This is a genomic window from Paenibacillus sp. S33, assembly GCF_053615415.1.
On the sequence record NZ_JBSIEZ010000001.1, the window covers coordinates 4,302,763 to 4,329,405 of the forward strand.

General features: G+C 47.7%; 25 protein-coding genes and 1 pseudogene. 9 read left to right on the top strand and 17 right to left on the bottom strand.

Translation table 11 applies throughout. The features are described from left to right. The 7 genes from ACWGXJ_RS19560 to ACWGXJ_RS19590 all read right to left on the bottom strand — a co-directional run bounded on the left by ACWGXJ_RS19560 (position 1) and on the right by ACWGXJ_RS19590 (position 6,200). Complete coding sequence (locus ACWGXJ_RS19560; RefSeq protein WP_061828871.1) at positions 1-807, bottom strand: ABC transporter permease; 807 nt, start codon at positions 805-807, stop codon at positions 1-3. After that, positions 797-1,789, bottom strand: coding sequence for an ABC transporter ATP-binding protein (locus tag ACWGXJ_RS19565; RefSeq protein WP_061828872.1), 993 nt, complete (start codon positions 1,787-1,789; stop codon positions 797-799). Before ACWGXJ_RS19565 ends, ACWGXJ_RS19560 begins: the two co-directional genes overlap by 11 nt. A 71-nt stretch (positions 1,790-1,860) precedes the next feature. Next, positions 1,861-2,946 (bottom strand): hypothetical protein, encoded by a 1,086-nt coding sequence (locus tag ACWGXJ_RS19570; RefSeq protein WP_452567432.1) that lies wholly within the window; start codon positions 2,944-2,946, stop codon positions 1,861-1,863. A gap of 37 nt (positions 2,947-2,983) precedes the next feature. Beyond that, a complete protein-coding gene (locus ACWGXJ_RS19575) occupies positions 2,984-3,229 on the bottom strand; it encodes an acyl carrier protein (protein WP_013311710.1) in 246 nt (81 codons plus the stop codon). A 17-nt stretch (positions 3,230-3,246) separates the two neighbouring features. Then, on the bottom strand, positions 3,247-4,623 hold the full coding sequence (locus ACWGXJ_RS19580) for a peptide ligase PGM1-related protein (protein WP_452567433.1): 1,377 nt from the start codon (positions 4,621-4,623) through the stop codon (positions 3,247-3,249). A 55-nt stretch (positions 4,624-4,678) separates the two neighbouring features. Next, positions 4,679-5,872, bottom strand: coding sequence for a radical SAM/SPASM domain-containing protein (locus ACWGXJ_RS19585; RefSeq protein ID WP_061828875.1), 1,194 nt, complete (start codon positions 5,870-5,872; stop codon positions 4,679-4,681). 49 nt (positions 5,873-5,921) lie between these two features. Then, positions 5,922-6,200, bottom strand: a complete 279-nt coding sequence (locus ACWGXJ_RS19590; RefSeq protein WP_235308490.1) for an acyl carrier protein — start codon at positions 6,198-6,200, stop codon at positions 5,922-5,924. A 357-nt stretch (positions 6,201-6,557) separates the two neighbouring features. Between ACWGXJ_RS19590 and ACWGXJ_RS19595 the strand changes: the two genes are divergently transcribed. From ACWGXJ_RS19595 to nagA, 3 genes are read left to right on the top strand one after another with little or no spacing between them, the layout of a single operon-like run. After that, positions 6,558-7,424 (top strand): MurR/RpiR family transcriptional regulator, encoded by an 867-nt coding sequence (locus tag ACWGXJ_RS19595; RefSeq protein ID WP_452567434.1) that lies wholly within the window; start codon positions 6,558-6,560, stop codon positions 7,422-7,424. 1 nt (position 7,425) lies between these two features. Continuing rightward, positions 7,426-8,154: a glucosamine-6-phosphate deaminase gene (nagB, locus tag ACWGXJ_RS19600; RefSeq protein WP_069290271.1), complete on the top strand. Its 729-nt coding sequence runs from the start codon at positions 7,426-7,428 to the stop codon at positions 8,152-8,154. Further along, entirely contained in the window at positions 8,151-9,371 is a 1,221-nt protein-coding gene (gene nagA / locus ACWGXJ_RS19605) for an N-acetylglucosamine-6-phosphate deacetylase (RefSeq protein ID WP_254329181.1), read from the top strand. The genes nagB and nagA overlap by 4 nt, the downstream gene beginning before the upstream one ends. Before the next feature lie 105 nt (positions 9,372-9,476). On the opposite strand, the gene ACWGXJ_RS19610 is transcribed toward nagA, so the two are convergent. Then, positions 9,477-10,472, bottom strand: a complete 996-nt coding sequence (locus ACWGXJ_RS19610; protein ID WP_452567435.1) for a YhcN/YlaJ family sporulation lipoprotein — start codon at positions 10,470-10,472, stop codon at positions 9,477-9,479. Positions 10,473-10,667: 195 nt separating this feature from the next. Between ACWGXJ_RS19610 and ACWGXJ_RS19615 the strand changes: the two genes are divergently transcribed. Then, positions 10,668-12,245, top strand: coding sequence for an esterase/lipase family protein (locus tag ACWGXJ_RS19615; protein WP_069290274.1), 1,578 nt, complete (start codon positions 10,668-10,670; stop codon positions 12,243-12,245). Positions 12,246-12,360: 115 nt separating this feature from the next. Here ACWGXJ_RS19615 and ACWGXJ_RS19620 read toward each other — a convergent pair. The 3 genes and pseudogenes from ACWGXJ_RS19620 to ACWGXJ_RS19630 form a co-directional block, all read right to left on the bottom strand. After that, positions 12,361-13,028 (bottom strand): annotated as a pseudogene (locus ACWGXJ_RS19620) (hypothetical protein). A gap of 75 nt (positions 13,029-13,103) precedes the next feature. Next, positions 13,104-13,331: a helix-turn-helix domain-containing protein gene (locus ACWGXJ_RS19625; protein ID WP_081112418.1), complete on the bottom strand. Its 228-nt coding sequence runs from the start codon at positions 13,329-13,331 to the stop codon at positions 13,104-13,106. After that, a complete protein-coding gene (locus ACWGXJ_RS19630) occupies positions 13,274-13,630 on the bottom strand; it encodes a hypothetical protein (RefSeq protein WP_069290276.1) in 357 nt (118 codons plus the stop codon). Before ACWGXJ_RS19630 ends, ACWGXJ_RS19625 begins: the two co-directional genes overlap by 58 nt. Positions 13,631-13,822: 192 nt before the next feature. On the opposite strand from ACWGXJ_RS19630, the gene ACWGXJ_RS19635 reads away from it, so the two are divergent. Continuing rightward, positions 13,823-14,020 carry a YvrJ family protein gene (locus ACWGXJ_RS19635; protein WP_223822138.1) on the top strand — a complete coding sequence of 66 codons (198 nt, stop codon included), beginning with the start codon at positions 13,823-13,825 and terminating at the stop codon, positions 14,018-14,020. Between the two features lie 73 nt (positions 14,021-14,093). On the opposite strand, the gene ACWGXJ_RS19640 is transcribed toward ACWGXJ_RS19635, so the two are convergent. From ACWGXJ_RS19640 to ACWGXJ_RS19655, 4 genes are read right to left on the bottom strand one after another with little or no spacing between them, the layout of a single operon-like run. Continuing rightward, a complete protein-coding gene (locus tag ACWGXJ_RS19640) occupies positions 14,094-15,032 on the bottom strand; it encodes a DUF4340 domain-containing protein (RefSeq protein ID WP_254350196.1) in 939 nt (312 codons plus the stop codon). Beyond that, positions 15,029-16,420, bottom strand: a complete 1,392-nt coding sequence (locus ACWGXJ_RS19645; protein ID WP_452567436.1) for a GldG family protein — start codon at positions 16,418-16,420, stop codon at positions 15,029-15,031. Before ACWGXJ_RS19645 ends, ACWGXJ_RS19640 begins: the two co-directional genes overlap by 4 nt. Positions 16,421-16,425: 5 nt before the next feature. Next, on the bottom strand, positions 16,426-17,148 hold the full coding sequence (locus ACWGXJ_RS19650) for an ABC transporter permease (RefSeq protein WP_013311725.1): 723 nt from the start codon (positions 17,146-17,148) through the stop codon (positions 16,426-16,428). Continuing rightward, complete coding sequence (locus ACWGXJ_RS19655) at positions 17,145-18,260, bottom strand: ABC transporter ATP-binding protein (RefSeq protein WP_452567437.1); 1,116 nt, start codon at positions 18,258-18,260, stop codon at positions 17,145-17,147. Before ACWGXJ_RS19655 ends, ACWGXJ_RS19650 begins: the two co-directional genes overlap by 4 nt. A 437-nt stretch (positions 18,261-18,697) precedes the next feature. Here ACWGXJ_RS19655 and ACWGXJ_RS19660 point away from each other — a divergent pair, with 437 nt between their 5' ends. The 4 genes from ACWGXJ_RS19660 to ACWGXJ_RS19675 all read left to right on the top strand — a co-directional run bounded on the left by ACWGXJ_RS19660 (position 18,698) and on the right by ACWGXJ_RS19675 (position 23,584). Then, the gene (locus ACWGXJ_RS19660) at positions 18,698-20,002 is read left to right on the top strand and encodes an NTTRR-F1 domain (RefSeq protein ID WP_452567438.1); all 1,305 of its coding nucleotides are present in this window, start codon (positions 18,698-18,700) and stop codon (positions 20,000-20,002) included. Between the two features lie 191 nt (positions 20,003-20,193). Continuing rightward, positions 20,194-21,285: a glycosyltransferase gene (locus ACWGXJ_RS19665; RefSeq protein ID WP_452567439.1), complete on the top strand. Its 1,092-nt coding sequence runs from the start codon at positions 20,194-20,196 to the stop codon at positions 21,283-21,285. Positions 21,286-21,343: 58 nt separating this feature from the next. Further along, on the top strand, positions 21,344-22,438 hold the full coding sequence (locus ACWGXJ_RS19670) for a tetratricopeptide repeat-containing glycosyltransferase (RefSeq protein ID WP_069290281.1): 1,095 nt from the start codon (positions 21,344-21,346) through the stop codon (positions 22,436-22,438). A gap of 51 nt (positions 22,439-22,489) precedes the next feature. Then, positions 22,490-23,584 carry a glycosyltransferase family 4 protein gene (locus tag ACWGXJ_RS19675; protein ID WP_250260513.1) on the top strand — a complete coding sequence of 365 codons (1,095 nt, stop codon included), beginning with the start codon at positions 22,490-22,492 and terminating at the stop codon, positions 23,582-23,584. Positions 23,585-23,667: 83 nt separating this feature from the next. Here the strand turns inward: ACWGXJ_RS19675 and ACWGXJ_RS19680 are convergent, their stop codons facing one another. Together ACWGXJ_RS19680 and eutH are read right to left on the bottom strand one after the other, a co-directional pair. Further along, positions 23,668-25,521, bottom strand: coding sequence for a beta-glucoside-specific PTS transporter subunit IIABC (locus tag ACWGXJ_RS19680; protein ID WP_254350266.1), 1,854 nt, complete (start codon positions 25,519-25,521; stop codon positions 23,668-23,670). 5 nt (positions 25,522-25,526) lie between these two features. After that, positions 25,527-26,636 (bottom strand): ethanolamine utilization protein EutH, encoded by a 1,110-nt coding sequence (gene eutH, locus ACWGXJ_RS19685; protein ID WP_452567440.1) that lies wholly within the window; start codon positions 26,634-26,636, stop codon positions 25,527-25,529. Between the last annotated feature and the right edge of the window lie 7 nt (positions 26,637-26,643).

Consider the following 26,643-nt stretch of genomic DNA (forward strand, 5'->3'; position numbering starts at 1 on the left):
TTAACCCCCCACCGAGACAAAGCGTTTGACCCCGGCTTGCCACACCCAGCGTGATACGGCCGCCAGCACTACAATCCAGAGCCATTGCACGCCAATGCCTTTAGCGGCTTCCAGCAAAGTCAGCTTGCCCGTTAACGCATTCACCGGAAAAAATACGGTGTAGCTGAACGGCAGCAGACTGAACAGACGGGCCAAAACATCTCCAAAAATCGTCAGCGGAAACACGGTACCGCTAGCTACGTAAATGACAAGCGACAACGTATAAAATAGCCCCGCCGATTCCGTCACCCAAAAGGCTATGCCGCTCAGCGCATAATAGACCACAAAATTAAGCACAAGCGCTCCCGGCAACGCCAATATGTAAAGCAAGATGTACGATAGCCCGAAGCTGATTTGTCCTTCCAGGCTAAGACATAACAGCAAAATAGCAGCCGCCAGCAGCACGACCGCGGACTGTATGACTTTGCCTCCGATAAACCGGCAAAAACGGTAAGCGAAATAATGCACAGGCTGTACCATGAATTTTGCCAGTCCACCTTCCTTGATATCTGTAGCAATTTCGTATTCAAAGCCCGTAGCAATCAGTTTTCCAGTTACTCCCGCCATGACCACATACACCAGCATTTCTGGCAGAGAATAGCCCAACACTCTTGCTTGTCCCGAAGAACCGAATACAGCTAGCCAGAGAAAAATTTGCGTCATGATCGGCAGCATAAATCCCGCCATTTGGAGCCAATAATTAGCCCGATACTCCATTTCGTTTTGCATGCCAAGCTGGAGTACCTTCACATATTTGTTATTTCGCATCGGCCAGCCTGCCCCCATCGTACAAATTGGCTATCCCCTCTTCCAGCGGGACGTCCTCAATCGTAAAATCAACGACAGGCAGTGCGTCCAAAATCTTTTTGGACCAAGCCAAGGTATCTTCTGCATCCAGCTCAAATACCGCCTCTATCTCCGAGTTGGAGCGAAGTTTGCCGAGGCTCGCCAATGTTAGGTTGGATACGGGGATCTCCAGTCGAACCTTAAGTAATTTACGGGCACCGATGACCTCATTCACCTTGTGTAAGTCTCCGTCATACACCAATCTGCCCCCGCTGATAATGATGGATCTACTGCACAAATCCTCAATATCCTTCATGTAGTGGCTTGTCAGCAGGATGGTCGTCCGGTGCGTGCGGTTATAGGCTTTGAAAAACTCTCGAATCCGCCGCTGAGAAACAAGGTCCAGTCCAATGGTCGGCTCATCCAGCAAAATGACCCGTGGACGATGCAGCAGCGCGGCGATCAGTTCCATTTTCATACGCTCGCCGAGAGACAACCGCCGAACCTGCACATGAAGCTGCTCCTCCACCCCAAGCAGAGTGACCAGTTCATCCAGCGCCTCTTTGTAACGGTTTTCATCAATTTCATAGATAAGCTTGTTCAGCTCGAATGACTCGCTTGCAGGCAAATCCCACCAGAGCTGGTTTTTCTGTCCCATTACAATGGAAAACTGACGTTTAAACTCTTTTTGTCGTTTCCACGGGGTAAAGCCGAGTACGGATGCCTCCCCGTCCGTGGGATGGAGAATGCCAGACAGCATTTTGAGCGTCGTTGTTTTGCCCGCTCCATTTGGACCGAGAAATCCGACAATTTCGCCTTCCTCAATGCTAAAGCTGACATTTTGTACAGCCTCTTTGGTCAGCTGCTGACGCCTGAACAAGTTTTGTAACGATTTGCGCACGCCCGGCTCCTTTTTGTAGTACGTAAATGTTTTCGACAATTGGTTTAATGTAATGGACGGCAATCAATTCCCCTCCTCTTTCCTCTGCGCGTAACCCCTGGATGAACGTGCCTGATAAGGCCGAGTGCTCTGGACTACTCGGCTGCTTGCTCTGCTAAAATCATCAGTTCCTCCAGCATATGCCGCTGTCTTTCAATTAAATGCAAAGCTCGTTCCATAATCTCAGGCATCCGATGCTTGCGCAGTTGAAGCCCTGTTTTGTAAATATGCAGATTAAGCTTGTGCCAATCCGCGTACAGCCCCTGTGCCAATTCAATTACATGCTGTGTTTGTGGCCCCAGCGTGGCTTGATGCAGCAGGCAATAATCAGCTGTATAATCCGTCAAATGAAGGGCACTGCCCAATCGCAGATTGTAATAGATTTCATGACAGTACGTCCGAAAATCCTGATCCGCCATGTCTGCCAACAGACGGAAGTCACCGACAAATGCCCGGTACCCCTCATCTCCCCGCTTGACCTGTTTGCCTGTTACAGCTTTCCCCGTTTGGCTTTCCGACTCATTAGACGTAGGTACGCCTCTCCAGATGGCTTCGTGTCCAGTCAAATACTGTCGAATATGATGAGCACACGCAGCATGCATCTCACTTGGCGAAAGCGGGGCAGGCTGCTCCACCAGCCATGCATACTCAATAATGCCCTGCATCAGATCGTCGAGCCGGGCTGAGCCCACATAAGTCATGGCATGTCCCGAGGAATCGAGCAGGAAGCTATCATTCACCTGTGCTGTACGTTCTCGCAAGTCCAACCCGCACAACTCAATCACGTGGCCCCTTGGGTAATTTTTCACATATACATCGTGATAGGTTAAAGCGGTGCTCGACGTATGCAGCATGGTACCGTAGCCCGATGTGAGTACCCGCAACAGGTCGGTTTCATCGCTGACACCAGCGACCCACGGTTCCACCCGAATAACAGGTCCGCCACTGGCTGCCATTTCTTGAAGCTGCTCTGGATATTTCTCAGGTCCGAAGCGCTTCAAATCTCCACCGTACTCTGCGCACATACTCCCACACAGCATGAATAGCTCGGATTCGGCCATGTTCACCCCGTACCTCCGCAATGAGGTACGCAGGGAAGAATATACACAATGTTTCCCTGGAAGAGCGTTTGCCACTTCTTCTGCACCATAGTCCACAACGGAATCATGACGTGTCTTCATATCGGATTCCTGCATCAACCTTGTCTGTTCAGCGCCCTTATGCATATTTGCTCAGCAGACGCTCAATGCCTTGCAGTGTAGATAGATGCTCCAGCACTAGATCGTCGTCCTCCATCGTAATATCAAGCTCATTTTCCAACTCTACAATTAATTCCACAGCGGATAAGGAATTCAGCCCCAAGGTTCGCAGATCCTGATCCGGAGTCAACTGTTCCAGCTCTCCCGGAGCCAGCTTCAAAACCTTTTCCAGCAAGGGTACTACATGGTATACATCTGTTTTCATTTTTGATTCCCTCCCATTTATGAGCATCCTAATCCAGCAATGATACCTTCCAATTTGTGCGCATAAGCATCAGCTTCCTGCCAGCTGTCTGCCAAAATAAGTGTGAAAATCCGGTTCACATAGCCCCGCTTCACAGGAATACCAGACAATGTACCCGCCGTATATACAAACACCCCTTCTGGACGTTCGGGCGTATAGAGCAAGCCCTCCTCTGCGAGCAGCCCGCACAAGCGGCTGTAAGTGAGAGGCGTAGCGGTAACGTTGCGGTAATAACGGGATAATGTTTTATGCTGTTCTCCCAGGACGGATGACAGGAATGAAATATAGGTAGACAACGTAAACCTACCGTTAATCTCAATGACTGGAACCAGCAAACCTTCTTCGTCAACAAAACCGTCAATAGAGGCCATTCCTGTGTACCCAATGGAATAGAGATACGTACCCAGCTGGTAGGCGCAACGTCTCACTTCTTCCTCCAGCGCATCGCCAATCTCAGCCGGCACTTGAGATCCGATATATACGGTGCCATCCACGTTTTGTCTTTTTAGCGAAAACATCGTCACACCACCGCCCTCGTCAATGCAGAGCTGGTAGTTCAGATCCATCTGCTTATTGTGCCAGCGCTCCACCAGCCAGCCGCCGGAAGATGGCGACGAGCCGCCAAAGCGCCTCATCACACTCAGCAGCGTGTCCAGCTTGGACAGCTCGTCCAGCATATACATGCCTTGTCCCGAGGCACCGTGCGGCTGCTTGATAATCAGCTTCACAGGTCCATCCGATAAGTCAGCCAGTCTGGCACACTCCCTGCGGATCGCCGATTCGTCTGCACATACAGCGCCTTCGCTGACAGCAAAACCAAGCTTTTGCGCGGTCAGGCGGCTGAATATTTTATCATTCACCTGAGCACTGACCGCGGATGGAGCGCCGATCAGCTCCAGCCCGCAAAGCTCCGCGATCGCTTCCTCCTGCGGTGTGACCGCATAGGGGACGAGCCACGCTTTGGCTCCGCCGCTGCTGTGGCCTGCATCTGCAACCGTACGCAGTCGTGCCAAAAGCGCCTCATCCGCCAGCACCAGCTCTGAAATCGGCGTTAGCGGATCAGAAGGCTCCGGCACCTCAATACGCGGCAGGCTAAAGCCCAACCGTTGAAGCATGTCCAGAAACGCCTTATCCGGCTGTTCCCGAAGTACAATGACATCCTGACTTCGACATAGCAGGAGATTCATTTCCTCCATTCGGTTTACGACTTGCTGTTCATCCCGATCTGCCATGCCCCCCTTGCGGGGGGATGGATGCCACACTTGCTCTGCGCCGATATTAAACAGCCAAATCAGGACTCCATGGTCTCGTTCATGCGCAAGCGCTTCCACAAGGTTAATCGTTTTAGTCGTCACGTCTTGTCATCATCCCTCTCTCTTCCATCCAGTAACAAACAACATCCATAGAAAACTAAATGTACTTCAGAGAGCCTGCCCCATGCAGATACAATACGCTGCATTTGGAGCACACCGGAGTCAATCCTTCATGATTAATCTTTTGACGAGTTTTCTCATACGCATCCGAGTTCCATATCTCCTTCAGACTGTGCTCACGCATGCTTCCAATCGTGAATTCACTGAAAAATTTGCAAGGCATGACCTTCCCGTCTGGTAAAATATCTGTTCTGGAGGTGAGCGCCAAACAATGATTGGAACAACGACTGACCATTTCCTCGCCATGGATAAATTTATCAATTTCCTCATAATCCAAACCGGGCTGATAGCGCACGCGAATGTTCCATACTCGCTCATTGATCCGCTGTAGTTCCTGCATCAGAGGATCGATGTTATCCGGGTTGATTTTATATTTGAAAGCATGCCAGCTACTAATATTTTTTTCTTCAAGTTGTCGGAGCCAGGAGAAATTACGTGTAAAATATTCATCCATTTTGAGGGAGGTTTCTTTGGAAATGTACCAGGGGAACGTCAGCAGCACCAGATCCAGCCTTTTGTCCTCAAGCATTTGCAGAAATTCGTACATCCGTCCGATCATGTTATCGTTAATGACCGCATGGACAGTTACCCGTCCCTTGTACAATCCCTGGTCGCGCAGTTCAATCAGCTTATCCATCTGCCGCATTGTTTTTTGAAAAGTGCCTTTACCGCGGATTAAATCGTGTTCTCTTTCAAAACCTTCAATCGCTATTAATAACTCCAGATTTTCGGACAAATCCAAAATCCGGTCCAAATATTTATCAATAAGTAACCCATTTGTACAAAAGGTCATTTCGCGCCGATCTTCCGCCAGCACGTCCAAAATTTCATCAAAACGTCGATGAAACATCGGTTCGCCGCCCCACATGTACAGTCTGGACTTGGCTTCCTTGGTTTCGCTCAAAATTTGCCGGAGCATGTCCGGAGCAAGATCCATGTTTTGTTCTTCTTTATCCATTTGGTGATGGTAGCCTTCCTCGTTCCATTCAAAGCAGTGTGTACATCTCAGGTTGCAGCGGTTAGTCAGCTTAATGCCGATCGTCTGGGGCATGTCCGTTTTGAAAGTAGGGTCCTGTGTGGCGTTACGGTAAGATACAGAAGCGTTTTTCAGGTTACGCTTGATGAGCTTGAACGCTTTCTCATCAATCAGCACATTGCTTTTGGGCTGCATGCTAACACCTCGTTTAATGGATTTTCAGGCACATGTACCTAGCTGTACGTCAGACCGTCTCCATTCCTTCCAGATACGGCGCTTGTTCCGCATCGCTGATCCCCTGAATGTAGCTGCAAAACGCATCTACCGAGCTCAAATGCTCTAGCTCAAAGGAATCAAAATCAATCTCCACATCAAACGCATCCTCCACTTGCAGCATGAAATGAACCAACTGCAACGAATCCAGTCCCGCATCATGAATAATGTCCGAATGTCCATCCAGCTTAGCGACCAGTTCAGGATCTTCCTTAACCGCGCTGATCATTTCAATCACTTGGCTTTGCATAGCAAACTCCTCCTTGTGAATGAGATTCTGTTCGTTCCACCCAACGATGCCCTCTGCAAAGAAAGCTCCTAGAAAAATTCCTTCACTGGAACTTTATTCAATTATACTCCTCCAATGAAGAGACAAGTCAATAGGTTGTTTTGTAAGTAAAACTCGCAATATGTAAATTAATGTATGATAACTTCTACAATTTTCGCTGGCTATTTTTTCGCAAAATCTAATAAAAATTCTTCTCACATCTCTTGCATGAGCAGCAGAATTATTTTACAATACACGTGAAAATGTTTTTCTCTAAATACTCCTTATATACGATACTTATTTTCAAACAAACACTCTACAGCCAAAGGAGCACAGCTCATGTCCCCCATTCTTCATACATTAGCCCATAGACTGGAGCAGCTGCCCGTACAGGAGCGCAAGCTGGCGGAATCCATCCTGCAATCCCCGGAAGATGTGTTGCATCTGGGTATTCGGGAGCTGTCAGAGCGTTGTGGTGTAAGTGCGGCGACCGTTACGCGGTTTTGCAAATCACTACATTTTAAAGGCTATCCCGATTTCAAAATGAAGCTGGCCGCCGAGTTGTCTCATTCCAACCGTAATGGTGAAGAATCCTATCAGGATATTGTCGCCGGAAATTCACTTTTCCGAATCGTGCAGGCTATTCAGGCGAACCATACCGCATCCATTGCAGACACGACCCGACTACTGGATTTCGGCAAGCTGGAGCAGGCCATTGCATGGCTGTCAGCCACGAGCCGCATTGATCTTTATGGCATGGCGACATCGTCGATTGTGGCCCAGGATTTTTACCAGAAGCTCATCCGTATTGGCAAGAACAGCACTGCCTTTGCAGATTCCCATATGCAAATCACCTCTGCCTCCTCGCTCGGAGCGGAAGATGTCGCCTTTGCCGTCTCTTATTCAGGGGAAACCCAGGAGACCATTGCGGCTCTACGCTGTGCAAAGGAACAGGGGGCCAAGACACTATCCCTAACCTCCTTCGGAAACAATACGCTGGCAGGCCTTGCGGATATTGCGCTATTTTCCTCTTCATTGGAGGAAGGAATGCGACGTGGGGATATGGCCTCTCGCATCGCCCAGCTTCATATTATAGATATTCTGTTTACAGGTATGGTGAGCTCGGATTTTGACAAATATATTCCAAGATTGGAAGGTTCATATCAACAAGTGAGCAAGCTCAAAAAACAACCAGGGGGTCACTAAGATGAACATACGCATTTTGAACAGCCGTGAAGACCTGAACGCTACTGCCGCCGCTGTGATCGCTAGCTTGCTACTATCCAAACCACAGGCTATGCTTGGCCTGGCCACCGGTAGTACGCCGATTGGCATTTACCAACATCTTGCAGATATGTACCGCAAGGAACAGGTCAGTTTTGCACGCGCCTATTCCGTGAATCTTGATGAATATGTTGGTCTTCCCCCAGAACATCCGCAGAGCTATCGAAGCTTTATGAATGAGCACTTGTTCCAGCATATCGACATTCCCATATCCCATACACGTGTTCCTGACGGGAATGCACTAGATCTGGCAGCAGAATGTGCAGCGCACGAGCAGGCTATTCTGGATCATGGCCCCGTGGATCTGCAGTTGCTTGGCATTGGTCATAATGGGCATATCGGCTTTAACGAACCCGGTCACAGCTTGGCTGGAGCCACACATGTTGTAGATTTGAAAGAAAGTACGCGCTCAGCGAATGCTCGATTTTTTGGCGAAATAGATGCTGTACCCAGGCAAGCAGTTACGATGGGAGTAGGCACGATTCTCAAGGCGAAGCAAATTATACTGGTGGCTTTTGGTGCGGATAAGGCCGACATTATAAAGCAGGCTTTAACTGGACCTGTCACGACTGAGTGTCCGGCTTCTTTGCTGCAATGTCACCCCAACGTACTTATTTTACTGGATCAGAAAGCGGGAGGATGGTTCAATTGAAGTCAGATGAAATGAGTGGTAACGTACCCCAGCTACTGTATGGGCAAGTTGTCGTTGGAAATGACATCATTGAAAAAGGGGTTGTCGTCATTGAGGGGCAGTCCATTGTTTATGCTGGTTCCGAGGGAAATTTGCCCGCCGATTGGACATCGGTAGTCTTGGCAAATCAGGAAGAAAGTGCAGCGAGAGCGGTAAAAATTGTGCGTCTGGAAGGAGGCTATCTGCTACCAGGCTTTATTGATATTCATGTTCACGGCGGTAACGGTGAGGACTTTATGGACTCCAGTCCAAAGGTGCTGGATACGATCACCTCCTTTCACGGTTCACAAGGAACGACGGCCATGCTGGCTACCACCATGACCGCGCCCAAGGAACAGATTGACCGAGTATTGAGTGAAGTTCACGCTTATATGGCACTACCTATGCCCTATGCTCAGTTGGAGGGCGTACATCTAGAAGGGCCGTTCATCAGTCCGAACTGGCCGGGAGCGCAAAACCCGGAACATATCGTGCCACCGAATCTCTCATGGGTGGCAGAATGGGAGCAGCGCTATCCAGGCCTTGTTCGCCAGCTTACGCTTGCGCCCGAACGGGAAGGAGCGCTGGAACTGATTGCATGGCTTTGCAGCCATGGCATTACCGCGGCTCTCGGTCATACAGATGCTACGTATGAAGAGGTTGAACAGGCAGCGACGGCGGGGCTGAACCATGCGGTGCATGCGTTTAATGCTATGACTCCGCTGCATCATCGCAAGCCGGGAGCCGCCGGAGCCGTACTTGCTGATCCGCGCATTGAAGCAGAAATCATCGCGGACGGCATTCATGTGCATCCCGCCGCCATTTCCCTGCTCGCTAGGTTAAAGCAGGATCATAATCTCATTCTCATCACAGATGCCATGTCTGCTACGGGTCTGGAAGACGGGAAATATACGCTCGGCGATTTGCCGGTGATCGTGCAGGGCGGTGTAGCACGACTGGAGGATGGGGTCACTTTGGCAGGAAGCACACTAACGATGATTGAAGGCTTCCGCTATTTGGTTCAACATGTGGGTATGAGTATTCCCGCGGCATCACAAATGGCCAGCCTGAATCCGGCTCGATCCTTGCACATTGCTGATCGTACAGGTTCGCTTGAAGCTGGTAAACAAGCAGATATCCTGTTACTGGATGGAGACTTGAAGCTGCAAGGCGTATGGATTAAAGGATTGCGCAAATAATTCAGTTATAGTTATCATTCCCCAAAACTAAAGAGCTATCCACCAGCGTATTCGCTGAGATGGATAGCTCTTTCTTTGGCATTGCACACACTTATAGGGTTTGAATTAGCGATGATTCATCGGCGCGGGCGTATGATTTTGTGGGCGTGTGGGTGCTGTATTTTCCATTGGACGGTTTGTATCAGCCGCCGAGGTCGGGAATACACGTTCAATCACATCCACCATTTGATTGCTCAAGCCTCTAATCGGATGACCATTTTGCACACTGTGTGTAAAGTCAGTGGCTTGTTTGACAAAATCCGGGTTAGCGGATACATGTACCTGTTCAATCGAAGGTGCAAATTGCTTAACTTTATTCGCGATACGGCTCTTGACTGCATCACTTGGTTCATATGCAGTTCTTGCTCCCTCGATTGTGGTGTTTCCGTTATCTCCGCGATTGTTGTCCGTCAAGCCACGCAACATACCGTACGAGCCTGTACCCATCGTACCGAATAAACCGTCATCACGACGCGCAGGTGTTCCATTCCCGGTAACTCCATTTCCGGCAACTCCATTGTCTGTCATTCCAGGCGTCGTAGTATCCGTAGTACGGTTTCCTCTAGTGCCATTAACGCCATTCACACTCGGTACATTACCGTTACGTCCAATACTATTAGCACCTGGAGTACCATCAATACTTGGAGTACCGTCAATACTTGGAGCACCGACACCTGTTCCGTTGGCTTGGTCTTTCAAGGAAACGGCTACATAGGCATGTCGTTCACCGACCAGCACTGTCGCAGACTTTACATCCGGCATCTCAGATATACGTTTGGACAAACTGCGATCGACTTGCAGATTACGGACTGGATGTCCGGTTCGGTTGCCATTTTCATTCAATGACATCCCGTCCATACCATTGGACTTAACCCCATAACGATTCACACCATCCATACCATTACGGTTCACACCATCCATATGATGTGTGCTTTGCGCGTTATAGCGTGTACTGTTCGTACGAACGTTATGATCGGCATTTCCGCACCCGGTCAAAGCAGCCATACTGGCGAGTAAAGCAGCAGAAATCGTAAAACTGATGACCTTCTTAGTTCCTGGCATGAATTCATCCTCCATACATTATAAAATGTGTGACGAGATTATCATGCGCTATGAATCATAGGGATATCCTGACTAAAAAATGACTAAAAAAATAAAATTTTAATGTAAATATGAAATAGAATTGATGATTTACCACAAGATGGCATGTATAATAAGCTTGAAAAATACTTTATTTTACAAAGGAGGATTTTCAATTTGAAAAAGATCACTGTTTTGATGCTCATTTTTATGTTATCCGTTACTCTTGTACCCGTCGGCGCTTTTGCAGGCTCCACTACCCCCCAACCCCCGAAAGATCCCGCCGGAAGCTGGGCAGAAGGCCCACCACCTAATCGCGTTGATCCTGCCAAACCTGCATTATTATTCGTACATGGTTTGAACAGTAGCGCTGAAGTCTGGACCAAAAATAATAACGACATGCTTCATCGCGCACGTGACGCCGGATACCAGACGGCCACCATTAATCTGTACGATACAAATGGTACATCCCAGGATATGTGGGACAATGGTAAGCTTTTAGCCGACAAAATCAAGGTCATCAGTAATCACTTTGGAAAAAAGCTCATTGTCATCGCCCACAGCAAAGGTGGAGTGGATACTCAAACCGCTCTCGTATATAACGGAGCTGCTCCTTATGTTCAACGTGTCATCACCCTTAGCAGTCCCCATCATGGCTCACAACTTGCAGATCTCGCCTACAGCAGCTGGGCCGGATGGCTGGCAGACATCGTCGGCTCACAAAATCCCGGTACCTCCACTTTACAAACATCTTATATGAAGTATTTCCGATCCAAGACCGATGCACTCAGCAACGCAACTACAATTCCATTCTTCACGTTTGCTGGTGATAACTGGTCTGACGGCACTGCTTCCTACATACTCGGCGGACTTTACCTCTCAACCTTTGGTAAAAATGATGGGGTGGTCACAGTCGACAACTCTAAGCTCCCCGGCGGACGTGTAGTTAAAATCGGATCTTGGGATCATGCCAAGGTTCGTACCGGTTCTTACGTCTTCTCCCTGATCCAACCCTACCTCCAAGCGAACACTCCAGCATTGAATCAGGAAACTGAAGCACTTTCAGCATCTTCCCTGACTGCTTCTGCTGTACAATCCACCTATAACGAGATCGATAATTCATACTTTATCCGAGGCGGCGATTATAATGGAAAAGCCTCAGAAACCCTCACTGTTGAAAATGGTGTCAAATCCATTGATCTGGACTGGATCAGCGATAAACGTGTGAGTAAGCTGGAACTAACCAAGCCTGACGGTACCAGTGAAATTATTAATCTGAAAGCAGGCTATGATGACGATATTTTCGCTGGTGCCTGGCATCATAACGCCGTCATTCAAAATCCAAAACCGGGCACCTATAAACTGAACGTCACGGTTCCTGATCAAGGAGCATATCTCCTGATTGCACGTTACCAGGCTGTTCAAGTTCCTGAGCTGAAATACAATCTGAATGCAGTGGGCCCGAAGCTAAACCTGAAACCACAGGATGCCCCGGACAGCGTTACACAAGTCACCTACCAAGTTCAATATTATGGTGATCCGCAGCAAGGAGTCACTTCTGCCTCCAAAGGTTTGACGGTACAGCAAAAAACCGTTAACCCTACCGGACAAATAGAGCTATCCAAAGCGGACAAGCCCGGCATCTATTCTGTAACCTATGAAATTAGCGGCACCACAGAGGCAGGTTATCCGTACCGGCGCACAGCTGTTCAATCCATCTATATTGATGCTGACGGCAATAAGTATGTTGACTAAATAAATCTACAACCTAAAAAGCCTGCGAACCCCTACATATATGGGGCGTTTGCAGGCTATTATTCATTACAAAACTTCTTGATAGTGGTAATACTTTGTAATCCCATTCTTGTGTTCAATCGGTTGTTTGATTCTGATTCCTCAGCTTATGAAGCCAATAGTAGCGGTGTAAATCCATAATAAAATGGAAAAGAACAAATGCCAGCATGGAGTATATACACTGATCAATACTGTGGCAACTAATTGTTGTGTAGCAAATCCGAGGGAAACATTAGCTATCAGATAACCAGCCCCAGTAAATGTGGTGATCGTCACTACAGGCGCTCTCTTGTTTTTTTCCTTAACTTTTGGTTTCTTCTTATGTTCTGAAGGATCTTTGAATTTCGCCAAATTATATTTTATAAAGGAATACAAGGCGACTCCATAAAGGGCAAAGGATCCTATAAAATACCATGAAGTATCCAGACCCAACATGCCATAAGCAAACTTTTGTGTCATGATCATGAAGCCTATAGAACAAATCAAACCAAATACCCCACGGAATAAAATGTAATTCAACTGCAATTTGCGTGGCATGATGACCAGTACTAGAGCCCAAATGTTTATCATAACAATCGGTGGCAACAGTACATAAACGTAAACTGCAATGTATGGATTTCCCACTAAGGGGATAACCAGAAACAGATCTAACAGTAATAAAACAAGAATGATGACATTGGAACGAATACTGTTGACTGGGTACATCTTCATACTTTTCTCAAAAGAAGCCCTGTTATCACTCATAAACTTATAAGCCCTCCGTTAAATAAGTAAACCTACGGATAAGGATAGCCAAGGCTATATCCATTGTCCACTTTTCTATTGAACTGTTTTTAACTCTTGTCGCAGTTCTTCTATAAAATCAGTTACAATGCTTTGGACAGCATCTTCACGGGACATACGAATATACCGACTGGTCTTTTGAATGTCTTCCTCGAACAATTGAAGTATCCTATACATGGCCTCCTGATCTCCACTTCGTACTAATTTTAGCAATTGGACGAACTCAGCATCCGAAATAACTCTTTGAGCATTTTCTTTTTCCATTTATTCACCGCCTGTTGGGATAGCTTTAACTCTTTTGCAATCTGTGCTTCGGTTTTGTCTAGTATGTAAAGGTCAAAGATGATCATTTTTCCGATCTCAGAAGATAGAGAGTTGATAAGCTGTAATGTGTACATATTAGAGTTTGAAGATTCTGTAAAAGATGGGGCGCTGACGGCTTCGTTCTTTTCCATTACAAATTCATGATTGGTTTGTACCCGAGCACGATACTGGATTCTCCAGGCAATGCGGTACAGCTTCTTTCGATATTGTTCTACCAATGTTAGCTGAGACTGATCCATTGTAAATCACCCTTTCTCTTTGGATTTGACTTTTTCTAATCCTCATACTATAGGGTAATTTCCAAACCTATTCTACAACCAAAATCAGAACACTTGTTCTTATTTATTATACTATTTTTACAATCAGTTGTATATGGTTCTTTTAATTTACCTTCCTTTATATATGGCTAAAAAGGAGGGAATACATTGCAAATGGATGATGCTCTTTCTCTGGTTACCAACGTAGGCTTTCCGGCTGGACTTTGTTTTATTTTGTTGCGGCACATCCTGCACACGATGGAGGAAAAGCTGGACAAGCTGGATCTCTCACTTCATGAGCTGATTCAGGTTATCCAAGAATTAAACGACACTAACAATTCTTCTTCCAAAAGCAGCAAACCTGACGAGTAACGAACACAAAGAAGCTCCAGACGACGATCATCCGCCGTTGGAGCCTCTTTGTGCGCTAATTTAATTCTAATGATTATTTTCCAGTCTGAGCTTGGTCGTGTCCATTCTGTTCAGCACGGTTCACGTCAGATACTGACAGACCATAAGCCCAGTTACTTTGTGGCGGTACAATCCATACGGTATCTGGATCATCGTTAAGCGTCCAGCCCTGATAGACCAGCTGGGAATCATCCTTACCCAGCGATACGCTCAGCGTAAAGCGGTGAACAGGCTTGTTCAGCTCAGAGGCTTTGCGCAAGGCCTGACTGCTGGCCAGGTTTTTGATTTGCTGTGAGAGGGAAGTCGCCGTGTCACTGGCTACTGACTTTCCGTTCAGCGTCCAAGATGTGGAAGCACTGTCTCCGGTTCCGCTGTTACCGGAGGATTTGAGCATCCATGAAGCATTTTGGCCTTCCCACTCTATTCCGCTCAGCTTGGTATCGTCCCAATCGAACGGTGTTGTATCTATAAAATCATTAGCACCCAGCAACAACCCTGAAAGTGTATCGATAGGTACAGAAGCTATCTCTTTTTTGTCTGATAATACATAAACAGCATCTCCGGAAGGCAACGTTTCACCGAAGGCAAAGGTACGAACGTCACCCTTCTTGGTCTTAATCTCAATCTGATCATTGGTAGCGCTGATCCCATATTTGGCTACGTCTGTAGGAGAAGATTCCACCACTTCACCCAACTTTACATTTTGAATCGCCGCTAGCCAATTGTCTATTGTATATTGGTTTAATGGGTAAGTCCGTGGCTTGCTCATACTCCATTGGCCATCATGCTGTTCAAGTTCCACCGACTTGCCGTCCTTTCCAGTGATCGCGAAAGACGTAATATTCTCTTGCGTAAGCTGAACCAGCTGGCGAGCCGCTGGCGCTGTTTCACGAAAGAAGTTTTGGCTCTTTGCATAGATTATACCCGCTCCCAATACAACTAACAGTAGCACTGTGGGTATCCATTTTCTCATGCTCTTCTTCGCCTCCACCATAATAAGATTCCGATGACCGCGAACAGCAACGGCAATCCGATGACAGATATGGTCAATATCGTTTTCGCTTGTGCAGGAGTCAAGTAAGCTACCTTATAATCCTGCTCCTGACGAGGACGAATGGTGAGCCCATCAGAGTGTTCCTGCACATAATTCAGACTGTTCAGCACAAAGTCTCGATTGCCTCCTGTGCTGATCTCAGTGTCGCTTAAGAGGGCCGACGTTCCGAGAATAACGGCTTTGGGCTTGCCGTCTTTCCCTTCTACCGCATAACCGAGATTCAGCGGCCCCTGCGGGTCTTTGTCATCCTTCTGCGTTTCGTTGTTCAGCAGCCCTTGGATATTCGTTTCACCATAGCTGGCTGCAGAAGATTTCATCAAAAGCGTCGTCTTCCAATCCTTCTGCTCTCCTGCCTGCAAAGCAATAGACAGTGAAAGAACCGGGTACAGATTGGAAGCTGCCAACTTATCGGTGATCGCATGACTGCCGAAGGTAGGGACCGTCCATAGAGGTCCAAGTGTATTCGTCTGTTCCTGATCCACCACGATGGCATGAGTGTCCTTCACTCCATAATCAGCTGCTAATGCATCAAGGTTTTTCCAATCGGACCCCATGTTCGGGTGAAAGCCTAGTGCCATAAAAAGCTTTCCGCCATCATTCAGATACGTACGAATACTCTTCAGTTCCGTTGCACTGATATCACGTTCTGGTCCGACAATAGCCAATACAGACGCATCTTTGGGCACGCTACCCGCCTGATTAAGCTGAACTTCCTCTGTTTTCACATTATCTTGTGACAGTGAGCTGCTTAATTCAGTCATTTGGGACAATGGGATTTCCTCATGACCAGTCAGAAAGACCACTTTCCCTTGACGGGTAGATGATAATCCCAGCAGTCCACTAGTCAGCTTTTCTTCCCCGGTAAATTGGTATGCCCCTTCACCACTCCCCTGAGCTTGCGTAAATAGACTCCCAATATCTATAACCCGCTTCTTCTCCCCCTGCACCAGCACAATGGAGGCAGCAGTAACACCATACTGCTTAGCCAGTATCGGTTCCTGATTCAAATCGTATTGCTCGACCTTGAGCTTGTTGTTACGCTTGGCATATTCATTCAACATGTCCGTAACATCCCGGTTCAGCTTCTGATTCTGCGAAGTGGATACGGTAAAAGCAATGAGCCGTACGTCTTCCTTTACACCTTGGATGGTCGTCAACGTTTGGTCAGACAGCGTATACTGCTTGCCTGCCGTCAGATCCAGTTGAAAGCCCCCTAACGACCGCAGAAATAACGTCAATAAAATAAAAATACCTATAGCAGCAACTGATAGTACCACACTATTGGTATGACCCAGCCATTTTTTCATATTCATTACCTCCACCGTTTCCGTTCAACCACCTGGATGCTGAATAGCAAAAAGAGCACCGCCACTGTCACGTAGTACATCACATCGGCTCCATTCAGCAATCCTTTGGTAAAACTGTCAAACCGTGCGGTTAGTGAAAAAGGTTCCAGCCATTGCTGTACCGCCGCAGATGCACCCGTCTGTCCACCAAACGAATCCAGCATCCAGAACACAAGTAAAATAATAAAACCGACGACCGCTGACATCATCTGATGCTGTGAAAGCGTCGAAGCGAATAAGCCGATCGCCATCATGGCTGCGCCAAGCATAAATAGACCGATCACAGATGTAAATACCAGTGTCCAATCCAGCGACCCATAAAAGGACATCACGACCGGATACGCTAGACTGCACAGCACTAATATGAGCAACATACCTAGCGACGCCAAAAATTTACCCACGATCATTTCCGTCACACTCACAGGGGAGGTAAGCAGCAGCTCATCCGTACCTTGCCTGAATTCCTCCGCAACCAGCCTCATCGTGAGTAATGGGACGACGAACACCAGCATGGACAAGGTGTCACCGAGTACCAGCCGATAGTCCAGAATGCTAGGCTGATACATAACAAAATTTGTATAAAAAAGCAACCCCGTCAGCAGCATGTACACTGCAAGCGCAAAATAGGTCGTTGGTGTCCACAGATAGGCTTGCAGCTCTTTTTGACAGACCGCGAACAAACGCCTCATGACCGATTACCTCCTGTATCCTTATCTTCTTCAGCCTTATCGTCGCCGGACGCAGCATCTCCATGCTCCACCGTGATAGCCGTAGGGGCTGCATTCTCCGAGGAATGTAAGTCTTGTACTGCTGGATCGCTGATCTGACCTTCTTCCGTCTCGCGGGTCGTTAACTGCTGGAAGATATTTTCCAAGCTAAGGCTTTCTTTTTTCATCTCCAAAATCGGAAGCTTCGCATCAGACAGCACATAAAATAGTTCTTCGCGAAAATCCTCACCGGAGGCTCCTGTGAGTAGCAATCCGGTCATATCTGGCTCTGCGGCAGTCAGCTTCGTGTTCGCTGGAGGCTGCGTGGCCGCCATAGATTCAACCTCTACTTTTCCCCAAGTACGCAGGACATCCAGCACCTGCTCACGCTTCCCTCTGACCTCCACCTTCACCTTGAATCCATCTTCCATCGAACCGCCGAGCGCGTCAGGGCGCCCATCCATGACCAGTTTCCCTTCATGAATGATGAGAACACGATTGCACAACGCATCCACCTCAGGCAATATATGCGTGCTAAGCAATACCGTATGATTTTCGCCAATTTCCTGAATGAGCTGACGAATCTCCAAAATCTGATTGGGGTCCAAACCCGAAGTCGGTTCATCCAACACCAGTAAATCCGGGTTATGAATAATCGCACCTGCCAGTCCCAAGCGCTGTTTATACCCTTTGGACAAACTGCGGACTAATTGTTTTTCCCGCCCATTCAGTCCTAGCCTGGAAATCATCTCCGAAATACGTAGCTTCTGCTCTCTCGCAGGCACGTCCCGAATACTAGCTACAAACTTCAAATAGGATCTTACGGACATATCCTCATACAAAGGGGGAGTCTCCGGCAGATAACCGATTTTGGAACGGGCCTGTCTGCCCTTATCCTGAATCGGGATACCATCAATCGTAATCACTCCCTCGTTGGGTTGAAGATATCCTGTAATCATGCGCATCGTCGTCGTTTTACCCGCACCATTCGGCCCCAGGAAACCAACAATTTCACCGCGCTGCATTTCAAAATCCAGCTTATGTACACCCCGGTTGCCCTCATACCACTTGCTCACCTGCTGCACTTTGAGCACATGTTCCACCCTTTCTTTTATCGTAATCTTCTCCCTGCTGCTCCCCTACTTCCCTCCCACCTAAAATGTTGCATGAGTAGCGGGTAGCAGCGAAGCGGAGGATTTGGAGCTGGAGAAGCGTCAGCGTTCGCCTTTGCCTTGGGATTTTTACCTTTACATGTCTTATTTAATCACAGAAAAATCCCACGGCAACAGCGATCGGAAGCCCAAAGCCTTCGCGGAGCGGTCTCCTCGCACCTTATGCTACACTTTTAAATTCTAATAATAATCCCCCACATATAACTCCAGCTTAACGTCACTTAAATAGAAGCTTAAAATAATGTGTCTGAAATGTGAACACAAAATTACACATCTACCCTCAGAAACTTGTACGGTTCGCTAAGGTATGGATTCGCATCTACTATCATTACAACGTGTGAAGGGAGTGTATAAAAGCGATGAGTGTATTATTTACCAATCTAGTTTCTAACGGCGACTTCGAGATCGGATCAACCCTTTTTTGGAGCTCTGTCAATGTGACTGTCACTAACTTATCTGTAAAAAAGACAAACTTTTATAGCGCGATCCTGGCAGGAGGCGCAGTAGATGCTTCTCTTTCCCAGGTCGTTTTTGCTGCACCAGGCGAAAGTTATACGTTAAGCCTTTCAGCTGCAAAAATAGGAGGCCTATCCAGTCCTCAAGTTAACATTTTTCTGTATTACTATGACGCAACCTTTAGCTTCCTTGGCACGGGGCTAACTACCTATTTGAGTGCAGGTACATTGCCAGACGCTGTGAACGGAACATGGCAAAGCCTGTATGAAGTAACAGCTCCTGTACCAGCCAACGCAGCCTATGCCTTTTTGATTATTAGTAAAAATGCCTTGGCTAACACCGCTGATGTAGCTATTGATGCCGTTGCTCTTGTTAAAGCAAGTGCAGCTGGAGCTGTGGGTCCAGTCGGACCTGCCGGCCCAACTGGTGCTACAGGCGCTAGTGGCGCTACAGGTGCTACGGGGCCTGCGGGTGCCACAGGCGCTACGGGCGACACTGGCGTTACCGGACCTGTCGGGCCTACGGGTGCCACGGGCGACACTGGTGTTACCGGACCTGTCGGACCTACGGGTGCCACGGGCGACACTGGTGTTACTGGACCTGTCGGGCCTACGGGTGCCACGGGCGACACTGGTGTTACTGGACCTGTCGGACCTACGGGTGCCACGGGCGACACAGGTGTTACTGGACCTGTCGGACCTACGGGTGCCACGGGGGACACTGGCGCTACCGGACCTGTCGGACCTACGGGTGCCACGGGCGACACTGGTGTTACCGGACCTGTCGGGCCTACTGGCGCTACGGGCGACACTGGCGTTACCGGACCTGTCGGGCCTACTGGCGCTACGGGCGACACTGGCGTTACCGGACCTGTCGGGCCTACGGGCGCTACGGGCGACACAGGTGCTACCGGACCTGTCGGGCCTACGGGTGCCACGGGTGATACAGGTGCTACCGGACCTGTCGGACCTACAGGCGCCACGGGTGATACAGGACCTGCTGGACCTATCGGGCCTATCGGCGACACAGGCGCTACTGGACCTGTCGGACCTACGGGCGACACGGGCCCTACAGGGCCGACTGGACCTACCGGACCGTTTGGATTTACTGGCCCGATTGGGCCAACAGGAGACACTGGTCCACAAGGACCGATTGGGCCTACCGGACCTACGGGGCCGACTGGACCTACGGGGCCTACCGGACTCTAACCTCCTTTTCTACCACATCATGTTTAAGCGATGTACCATACCTTATCGACAAAGCCACACAGTATATTAAAAGCTTTGTCATCCTTGCCCTGCCGCGATTGTGGCAGGGCTTCTATAAATCAGACCTCTTTTAAATCCAACTTTATGTTTGACCTGAACCCTTAGATGGTTCCCAAAGGAGTGATGCTCAATTGATCAGTATCAGCCTGTGCATGATCGTCAAAAATGATCAAAATACGATTGGCCGTTGCCTGGAATCGGTCCATCCTATTGTGGATGAAATCAACATCGTGGACACAGGTTCACAGGATCGGACCATTGACATATGTCGCAACTTTACAGATCGAATTTTTCCATTTGAATGGGTAGATCATTTTGCCCTTGCACGTAACTATTCGTTTGAGCAAGCTACGCAGGAGTACATTCTCTGGCTTGATGCCGATGATATTTTGAAGGAGCAGGATGCCGTCAAGCTGCTTGAGCTGAAGCAAACCCTTGATTCCTCAGCCGTACCAAACGTCGATTCCGTGTCTATGAATTATCATTATGGCTTTGATGATCATGGCAATGTCACCCTACATTTTCGCCGAAACCGCTTGATCAGAAGGTCAGCCGGATTCCGTTGGCACGGAGCCGTGCATGAGTACCTCGCCGTAGACGGGAATATTCAACATGCCGATATCGCCATAACTCACACCAGAACACATACAGTCTCTCCAGGAAGAAATCTGCGAATTTATGAGAAGTTGCTCGCCCAAGGTCATGCCTTCTCTCCTCGTGACCTCTACTACTACGCTAACGAGTTAAGAGATAATGAAAGATATGAGCAAGCCGTGCAGGCTTACCAGAATTTTCTGGATACCGGACAGTGCTGGGTAGAGGATGCGATTAGTGCATGTAGCAAAATGGCCGACTGTCTGCAAAAACTTGGCAAGCTGGAGCAAAGTATTACCGCGGCTCTCCATAGTTTGACCTTCGATACGCCCAGGGCAGATCTATGCTGTCGGATAGGTCATTATTTTTTGCATAAAAATGAGATCTCCAAAGCTATTTATTGGTACGACATAGCTACCACTCTAAATCCTCCCGACACGATGGGCCCGGTGCAGGACGCGTACCAAACGTGGTTTCCTCATATCCAGCTATGCATTTGCCATTTTCGAATGAAGGATTACACACGTGCGAATTGGCACAACGAACAAGCTGCAATGTACGTTCCCAACGACCCGCATGTCCTGCATAATCGGCAATTTTTCAGCTCAATCCTGAATCCTCCCCAATAGAGATGTCTCCCATACTCACCCCTCAATCTTTAAGTAAGTCAAAGGAGGAGCAAGCGGAATGCAACAATCGAATCGGTACAAGATAGCTGTCTATGCCATTAGCAAAAATGAAGCCCGATTCGCCAAACGCTGGATGCACACCATGCGTGAAGCCGATGTTGTCATTGTAGCGGACACCGGCTCTACAGACGATACTGTTTCCCTGCTACGCGAAGCGGGTGCAGAGGTGCATCGTATCGAGGTAAATCCTTGGCGTTTTGACAAGGCTCGCAATGAGTCCCTGCGGCTGGTCCCTGACGATATAGATATTTGTGTCTGTACGGATCTGGACGAAGTCTGGGAGGAAGGTTGGCGGTCGCGGCTGGAACGTAACTGGAAGGAAGGAACTACCCGGATGCTATATGCCTTTACGCATGGACAGCCTGGGCAAGATACCGTTTATACATGGTTCTGGAAAGAAAAAATACACACTCGTCACGGTTACCGCTGGGTACGCCCGGTTCACGAGGTGCTTGAATATATCGGGGAGGGTGAAGAACGTAGCATTCGATCCGATCAGCTCCGCTTGTATCATGATCCCGATCCGCACAAATCCCGCAGCCAATACCTTCCGCTGCTGGAGCAGTCTGTGCGCGAGTTTCCCGAGGATGACCGCAACATGCATTACTTGGGGCGAGAATATATGTATCATGGCCGCTGGGATGAGTGCATTACTACATTGCAACAACATCTTGCCATGCCGCAGGCACGCTGGGCAGATGAACGCAGCGCTTCGATGCGCTTTATTTCTAGAGCCTATAAAGCAAGTGAACAATGGCAGGAGGCAACACGTTGGTTATACCGGGCTATTGCGGAAGCGCCGTATTTACGTGAACCTTACACGGAAATGGCTCAGCTGGCTTATCATACACGGAACTGGTCCGCCGTCTATCATATGGTTGAAGAAGCGTTGCGTATTTCAACACGACCCGATACGTACATGCAAGAAGATTTTTGCTGGGACGCCACACTGTATGATCTTGGTGCCCTCGCTTGCTACGAGTTAGGCCTTTTACACAAAGCTTGTGAATTTGCGAGAGAAGCAACAGAGCGCTCCCCGGACGATTCTCGCCTTAGCCATAATTATGCGCTAATTCAATCTAGGCTTCCATAGAAACCCACACCCCGTTCTGTTAGTTGAATAACTTGGTATAGGAGCTTTTGATTGGCAAAGGAGGTTATTGAGATCAAAGTTCTATTTACTTTTTATATACCGAGCGGCGGCGTAGAAACCTTGAACCGCCAACGCTGTAAAGTGCTCATGCAGGACGGGATTGAATGTCATCTTCTCTATTATCAGCAAGGTACAGGGATGCAAAACCTGAACGGCGATATTCCTGTATTCATGACTTCCTCTGAAGAAGAAATTCGAATGCTGGTAATTACTAACCGCTATGATGCAATTATCGTCTCATCGGATTATCCTATGCTCCCCAGACTGCGAATGTTGGGCTATCAGGGGGTATTAATCTATGAATCGCAGGGCTTTGGTTCTCACGAAGAGGCTGCTTGGGTGGTCGCGGATGCAGTTCCGTATCTTCAGAGACATGCCAACGCGGTGCTCTTGCCCAATACAACTCATCTGGTGCAGCTATTTACCGACATGTGTCCATGGCTTAATCGTTATGTATTTCCAAACGTACTGGATACCAGCGTATTTAATTATGTACCTAACACTCCTCCGATCAATCCGATTATTGCCTGGGTTGGGCGGTTGGAGCCCAACAAGAACTGGAGGCATTTTGTCGACATTTCTTACTGGATGCTGCAAAACCGAGCGGATCTTCGAATCTGGATGTTTTATGATGACACCTTGTCTCAACCGGAGGATAAAATACAATTCGAGAACATGCTTGCTCAGCTTGGTATGTCCTCCCTTATCGAGCGTTTTAAAAGCGTCCCTCATGCCCAAATGCCCCTGTACTACTCCATGATTGGCGACTCAGGCGGCTACCTGCTATCGACCTCGCTGGTAGAGGGCTTCGGCTATGCGGTTGCTGAGGCGATGGCCTGTCGTTGCCCGGTATTAAGCTCTGATTCAGACGGAGTACGAGCATTCATTGACCACAACGAAACAGGTAAATTTTATCAGCAGGGAGACATCTTGCAGGCGATACTGCAAGGACTAGACCTGATGAACAACGTACCTCAACGCGAATCTATCCGCAGGAAAGGGCTGGAGCGAATCGTTAGTCTGTTGGCACCGGATAAATATGTGCGCTCCTTCCGGCAGATGATGAACACGCTGGGTGTGAGGTAACTAAAAAACAGCTGACGACAACCCTTTTTATATACGGGCCATCGTCAGCTTTAACTTGCCTTTTTATTATGGAATATTGTAATCTATCTAATCTTTAGTAAGCGGTCTCCTGCATGAATATCCTTGGGATCTTCAACTAAAATATCCGTGTACACGGCTGTATTGGTTACAATGACGGATGTGGTAATATCATATCCTTCATCCCCTATAGCTTTGGGATCGAATTCAACCAGCTTGTCCCCTTTTTGAATCGTATCCCCTTCAGACACAAAGGAAGTGAAATGTTTTCCTTTCAAGCTGACCGTATTAATCCCAATGTGAATGAGCAGTTCAACTCCATCCTCAGAAATAAGACCGATGGCATGCTTGGTTTTGAAAACGGTAACAACAGTTCCGTTAAATGGTGCATAGGCTACTCCTTCTTTCGGAATAATTGCGGCCCCCTGGCCCATCGCACCGCTGGAAAAAGCTTCATCTTTTACTGTGGTTAAAGGAATCAATTCACCGTGTAGAGGACTGAATACCGCTTTTTCTTCTTCTTTGTTTTCATCTGCAATTTTAATCTCAGACGCAGGTTTTGCATTTTTATAACCGAAAAGATAGGTCAAAATAAAAGCGACTACAAAAGCTACTACCAAAGATATAATAAAGCCGATGAAGCCTGCATCCATGCCTTTTGGATTAATGAATAGAGGTATACCAAAAATGCCGCCTGAGGCAAATCCATATGCCGTTGAGCCGAGTAAGCCTGCAGCAGCTCCTCCTATACCTCCAGCGATCGAGGCTAAAATAAACGGTTTTTTGGCGGGTAAAGTAACCCCGTAAATAGCTGGTTCAGTAACCCCCATCAAACCCGCAATTGTGGCAGAAGTGGCGATAGGTTTTAATTTAGGGTCCCGTGATTTCAAAGCGATGGCAAATGCCGCACCTGTTTGCGCAAAAGTCGTACAGAAGAGCATACCGTTAATCGGATCAAACCCGTTTGTAACTACATTATTCAGGAGAATTGGAATGAATGCCCAATGCAGACCAAAGATAATAATGCCCTGCCAGAACCCGGCCAGAACGAGGCCAGCTACAGCCGGACTTAACTGGTAGATCCACATAGAGCCTTTGGCTAACCCATCGCTGACTATAGTTGCTATCGGTCCGACAACCAGAAAAACAAGCGGTGATATGATGACCAAGGTCAGAAAAGGCACCATGAACATTTTAATGGAAGCAGGTGCATACTTACTTATCATTTTTTCGACCTTAGCTGCCAAGAACGCTCCAATAATGATAGGTATAACAGAAGAAGTATAATTAATCAGAACAACAGGTATGGTCAAAAAGGACAGCGCCGTTTTATCCGTAAAGGCGGAAGTAATGGTCGGGTACACCATCGCTGCTCCCAAAACGGCAGACAGATACGGGTTTCCTCCAAATTTTTTACCTGCTGAAAACCCTAGAATAACCGGAAAGAAATAAAACATTGCGTCTGCTGTCGCATATAAAATTTTATACGTGCCCATCTGATCAGTCATCCAGCCCAGGGATGTGCATAAGGCTAATAGTCCTTTTAGAATCCCCACAGCAGCGAGCACACCCACAACGGGCATGAACACACCTGAAATTACATCGACAAAGCGGCTGAATAGGCTCGCTTTTTCATTCTTTTGATCATCTTCAACCATCTGATCTCCATGCTTTACTCCCATTGTATCCAAAAGAGCTTCATAAACTTTGGGAACCTCATTCCCGATGACCACCTGAAATTGGCCACCACTTTCTACAACGGTAATGACACCGTCAATCTGCTTGATCTTTTCTTTATCTGGCAATTGATTATCCTTCAATTTGAATCTCAATCGAGTGACACAGTGAATGACACTGTTCACATTTTCATTTCCGCCCACGGCACTCCATACTTCTTTGGCTGTTTTTTTATGATCCATCATGTTCACTCCTTCTTGGATGCGCTTTCTATTTTTCTATTCGTAGTAGCTGGATGTGCTATAACTGCGACAATTACGGCACTGATCCCGCCTGCAAGTTTACCCACGATCATGGCAATCACCATATTCTTGTCCATTCCTGCTACAAAGCCAAGATGTCCCCCCAGAACGAAAGATCCACTGACAGCAAAAGCAATACTGATCACTTTTCCTCTGGGCTCCATCTCTTTAACTAAAGTGAACGTAGGAATATTATGAGCAAGACTAGCTACCAGACCCGCAGTAGCCGATGGATCTATGTTTAGCAAACGTCCTGCCCGTTGAAGCGGATTTTTAAATATTTTTGTAATCCAAGCAACCAACGGAAACGCACCAGCCAATACAATAGCAATCGTTCCAACCGTTTGCACACCGACAGACAACGGAGCCATATTGGGAATGATCACAAATCCAGTTAAGGTTTCGACCCCAATCGCTGCCAAACCGACAAGGGATAGAAGCCTAATGCCGTTACCAAACCACTTGAACAATCGGATCGTAAGCTCCGTAAATAGACGTAAACCCAGCATAATGATTATTGAAAGAAGCATGGGAATAATCAGATTTTTTAAAATCATTATCACGTCAAAACCAGCGGTTATTCCCCCTATGAAACAACCAACGGGAATTGTACTGATACCGATCAAGATACCTTTTGCAAAATATGGATGATCCTCTTTTCCCAAAATGCCGAGGGCAACCGGAATCGTAAATACGAGCGTTGGGCCAAACATGGTCCCCAGAAAAACCCAGGAAAATAAACCCGCTTGCTGGCTGTGCGCCATTTCTGCCGCAAGCGCGTATCCTCCCATATCTACCGCCAATATCGTATTGGCAAAGGATGCCGGATCGGCACCCATTGCCACATATAATGGTGAAACAATAGGAATCAACCATGAGGCGAGTACAGGAGCCAAAGAAACAATTCCTATCATGACCAGAGCAAGAGAACCCATGGTCATGAGCCCATTGTTGAAGGCTTGTCCCAACCCCCAGCGATTTCCCAAGCATTGATCCAATGCACCCAGCACTAAAAAAAGAGCGATAACATACATCACAATATCGTTAATGGACATCCTTTTG

What these genes read in the sequence shown, in the direction of transcription:
- ACWGXJ_RS19560 (WP_061828871.1), bottom strand. Translation starts at nt 807, where the DNA reads ATGCGAAATAACAAATATGTGAAGGTACTCCAGCTTGGCATGCAAAAC.
- ACWGXJ_RS19570 (WP_452567432.1), bottom strand. Translation starts at nt 2,946, where the DNA reads ATGAAGACACGTCATGATTCCGTTGTGGACTATGGTGCAGAAGAAGTG.
- ACWGXJ_RS19575 (WP_013311710.1), bottom strand. Translation starts at nt 3,229, where the DNA reads ATGAAAACAGATGTATACCATGTAGTACCCTTGCTGGAAAAGGTTTTG.
- ACWGXJ_RS19585 (WP_061828875.1), bottom strand. Translation starts at nt 5,872, where the DNA reads ATGCAGCCCAAAAGCAATGTGCTGATTGATGAGAAAGCGTTCAAGCTC.
- ACWGXJ_RS19590 (WP_235308490.1), bottom strand. Translation starts at nt 6,200, where the DNA reads ATGCAAAGCCAAGTGATTGAAATGATCAGCGCGGTTAAGGAAGATCCT.
- ACWGXJ_RS19595 (WP_452567434.1), top strand. Translation starts at nt 6,558, where the DNA reads ATGTCCCCCATTCTTCATACATTAGCCCATAGACTGGAGCAGCTGCCC.
- nagB (WP_069290271.1), top strand. Translation starts at nt 7,426, where the DNA reads ATGAACATACGCATTTTGAACAGCCGTGAAGACCTGAACGCTACTGCC.
- ACWGXJ_RS19610 (WP_452567435.1), bottom strand. Translation starts at nt 10,472, where the DNA reads ATGCCAGGAACTAAGAAGGTCATCAGTTTTACGATTTCTGCTGCTTTA.
- ACWGXJ_RS19625 (WP_081112418.1), bottom strand. Translation starts at nt 13,331, where the DNA reads ATGGAAAAAGAAAATGCTCAAAGAGTTATTTCGGATGCTGAGTTCGTC.
- ACWGXJ_RS19630 (WP_069290276.1), bottom strand. Translation starts at nt 13,630, where the DNA reads ATGGATCAGTCTCAGCTAACATTGGTAGAACAATATCGAAAGAAGCTG.
- ACWGXJ_RS19635 (WP_223822138.1), top strand. Translation starts at nt 13,823, where the DNA reads ATGGATGATGCTCTTTCTCTGGTTACCAACGTAGGCTTTCCGGCTGGA.
- ACWGXJ_RS19640 (WP_254350196.1), bottom strand. Translation starts at nt 15,032, where the DNA reads ATGAGAAAATGGATACCCACAGTGCTACTGTTAGTTGTATTGGGAGCG.
- ACWGXJ_RS19645 (WP_452567436.1), bottom strand. Translation starts at nt 16,420, where the DNA reads ATGAAAAAATGGCTGGGTCATACCAATAGTGTGGTACTATCAGTTGCT.
- ACWGXJ_RS19650 (WP_013311725.1), bottom strand. Translation starts at nt 17,148, where the DNA reads ATGAGGCGTTTGTTCGCGGTCTGTCAAAAAGAGCTGCAAGCCTATCTG.
- ACWGXJ_RS19660 (WP_452567438.1), top strand. Translation starts at nt 18,698, where the DNA reads ATGAGTGTATTATTTACCAATCTAGTTTCTAACGGCGACTTCGAGATC.
- ACWGXJ_RS19670 (WP_069290281.1), top strand. Translation starts at nt 21,344, where the DNA reads ATGCAACAATCGAATCGGTACAAGATAGCTGTCTATGCCATTAGCAAA.
- ACWGXJ_RS19680 (WP_254350266.1), bottom strand. Translation starts at nt 25,521, where the DNA reads ATGGATCATAAAAAAACAGCCAAAGAAGTATGGAGTGCCGTGGGCGGA.
- eutH (WP_452567440.1), bottom strand. Translation starts at nt 26,636, where the DNA reads ATGTCCATTAACGATATTGTGATGTATGTTATCGCTCTTTTTTTAGTG.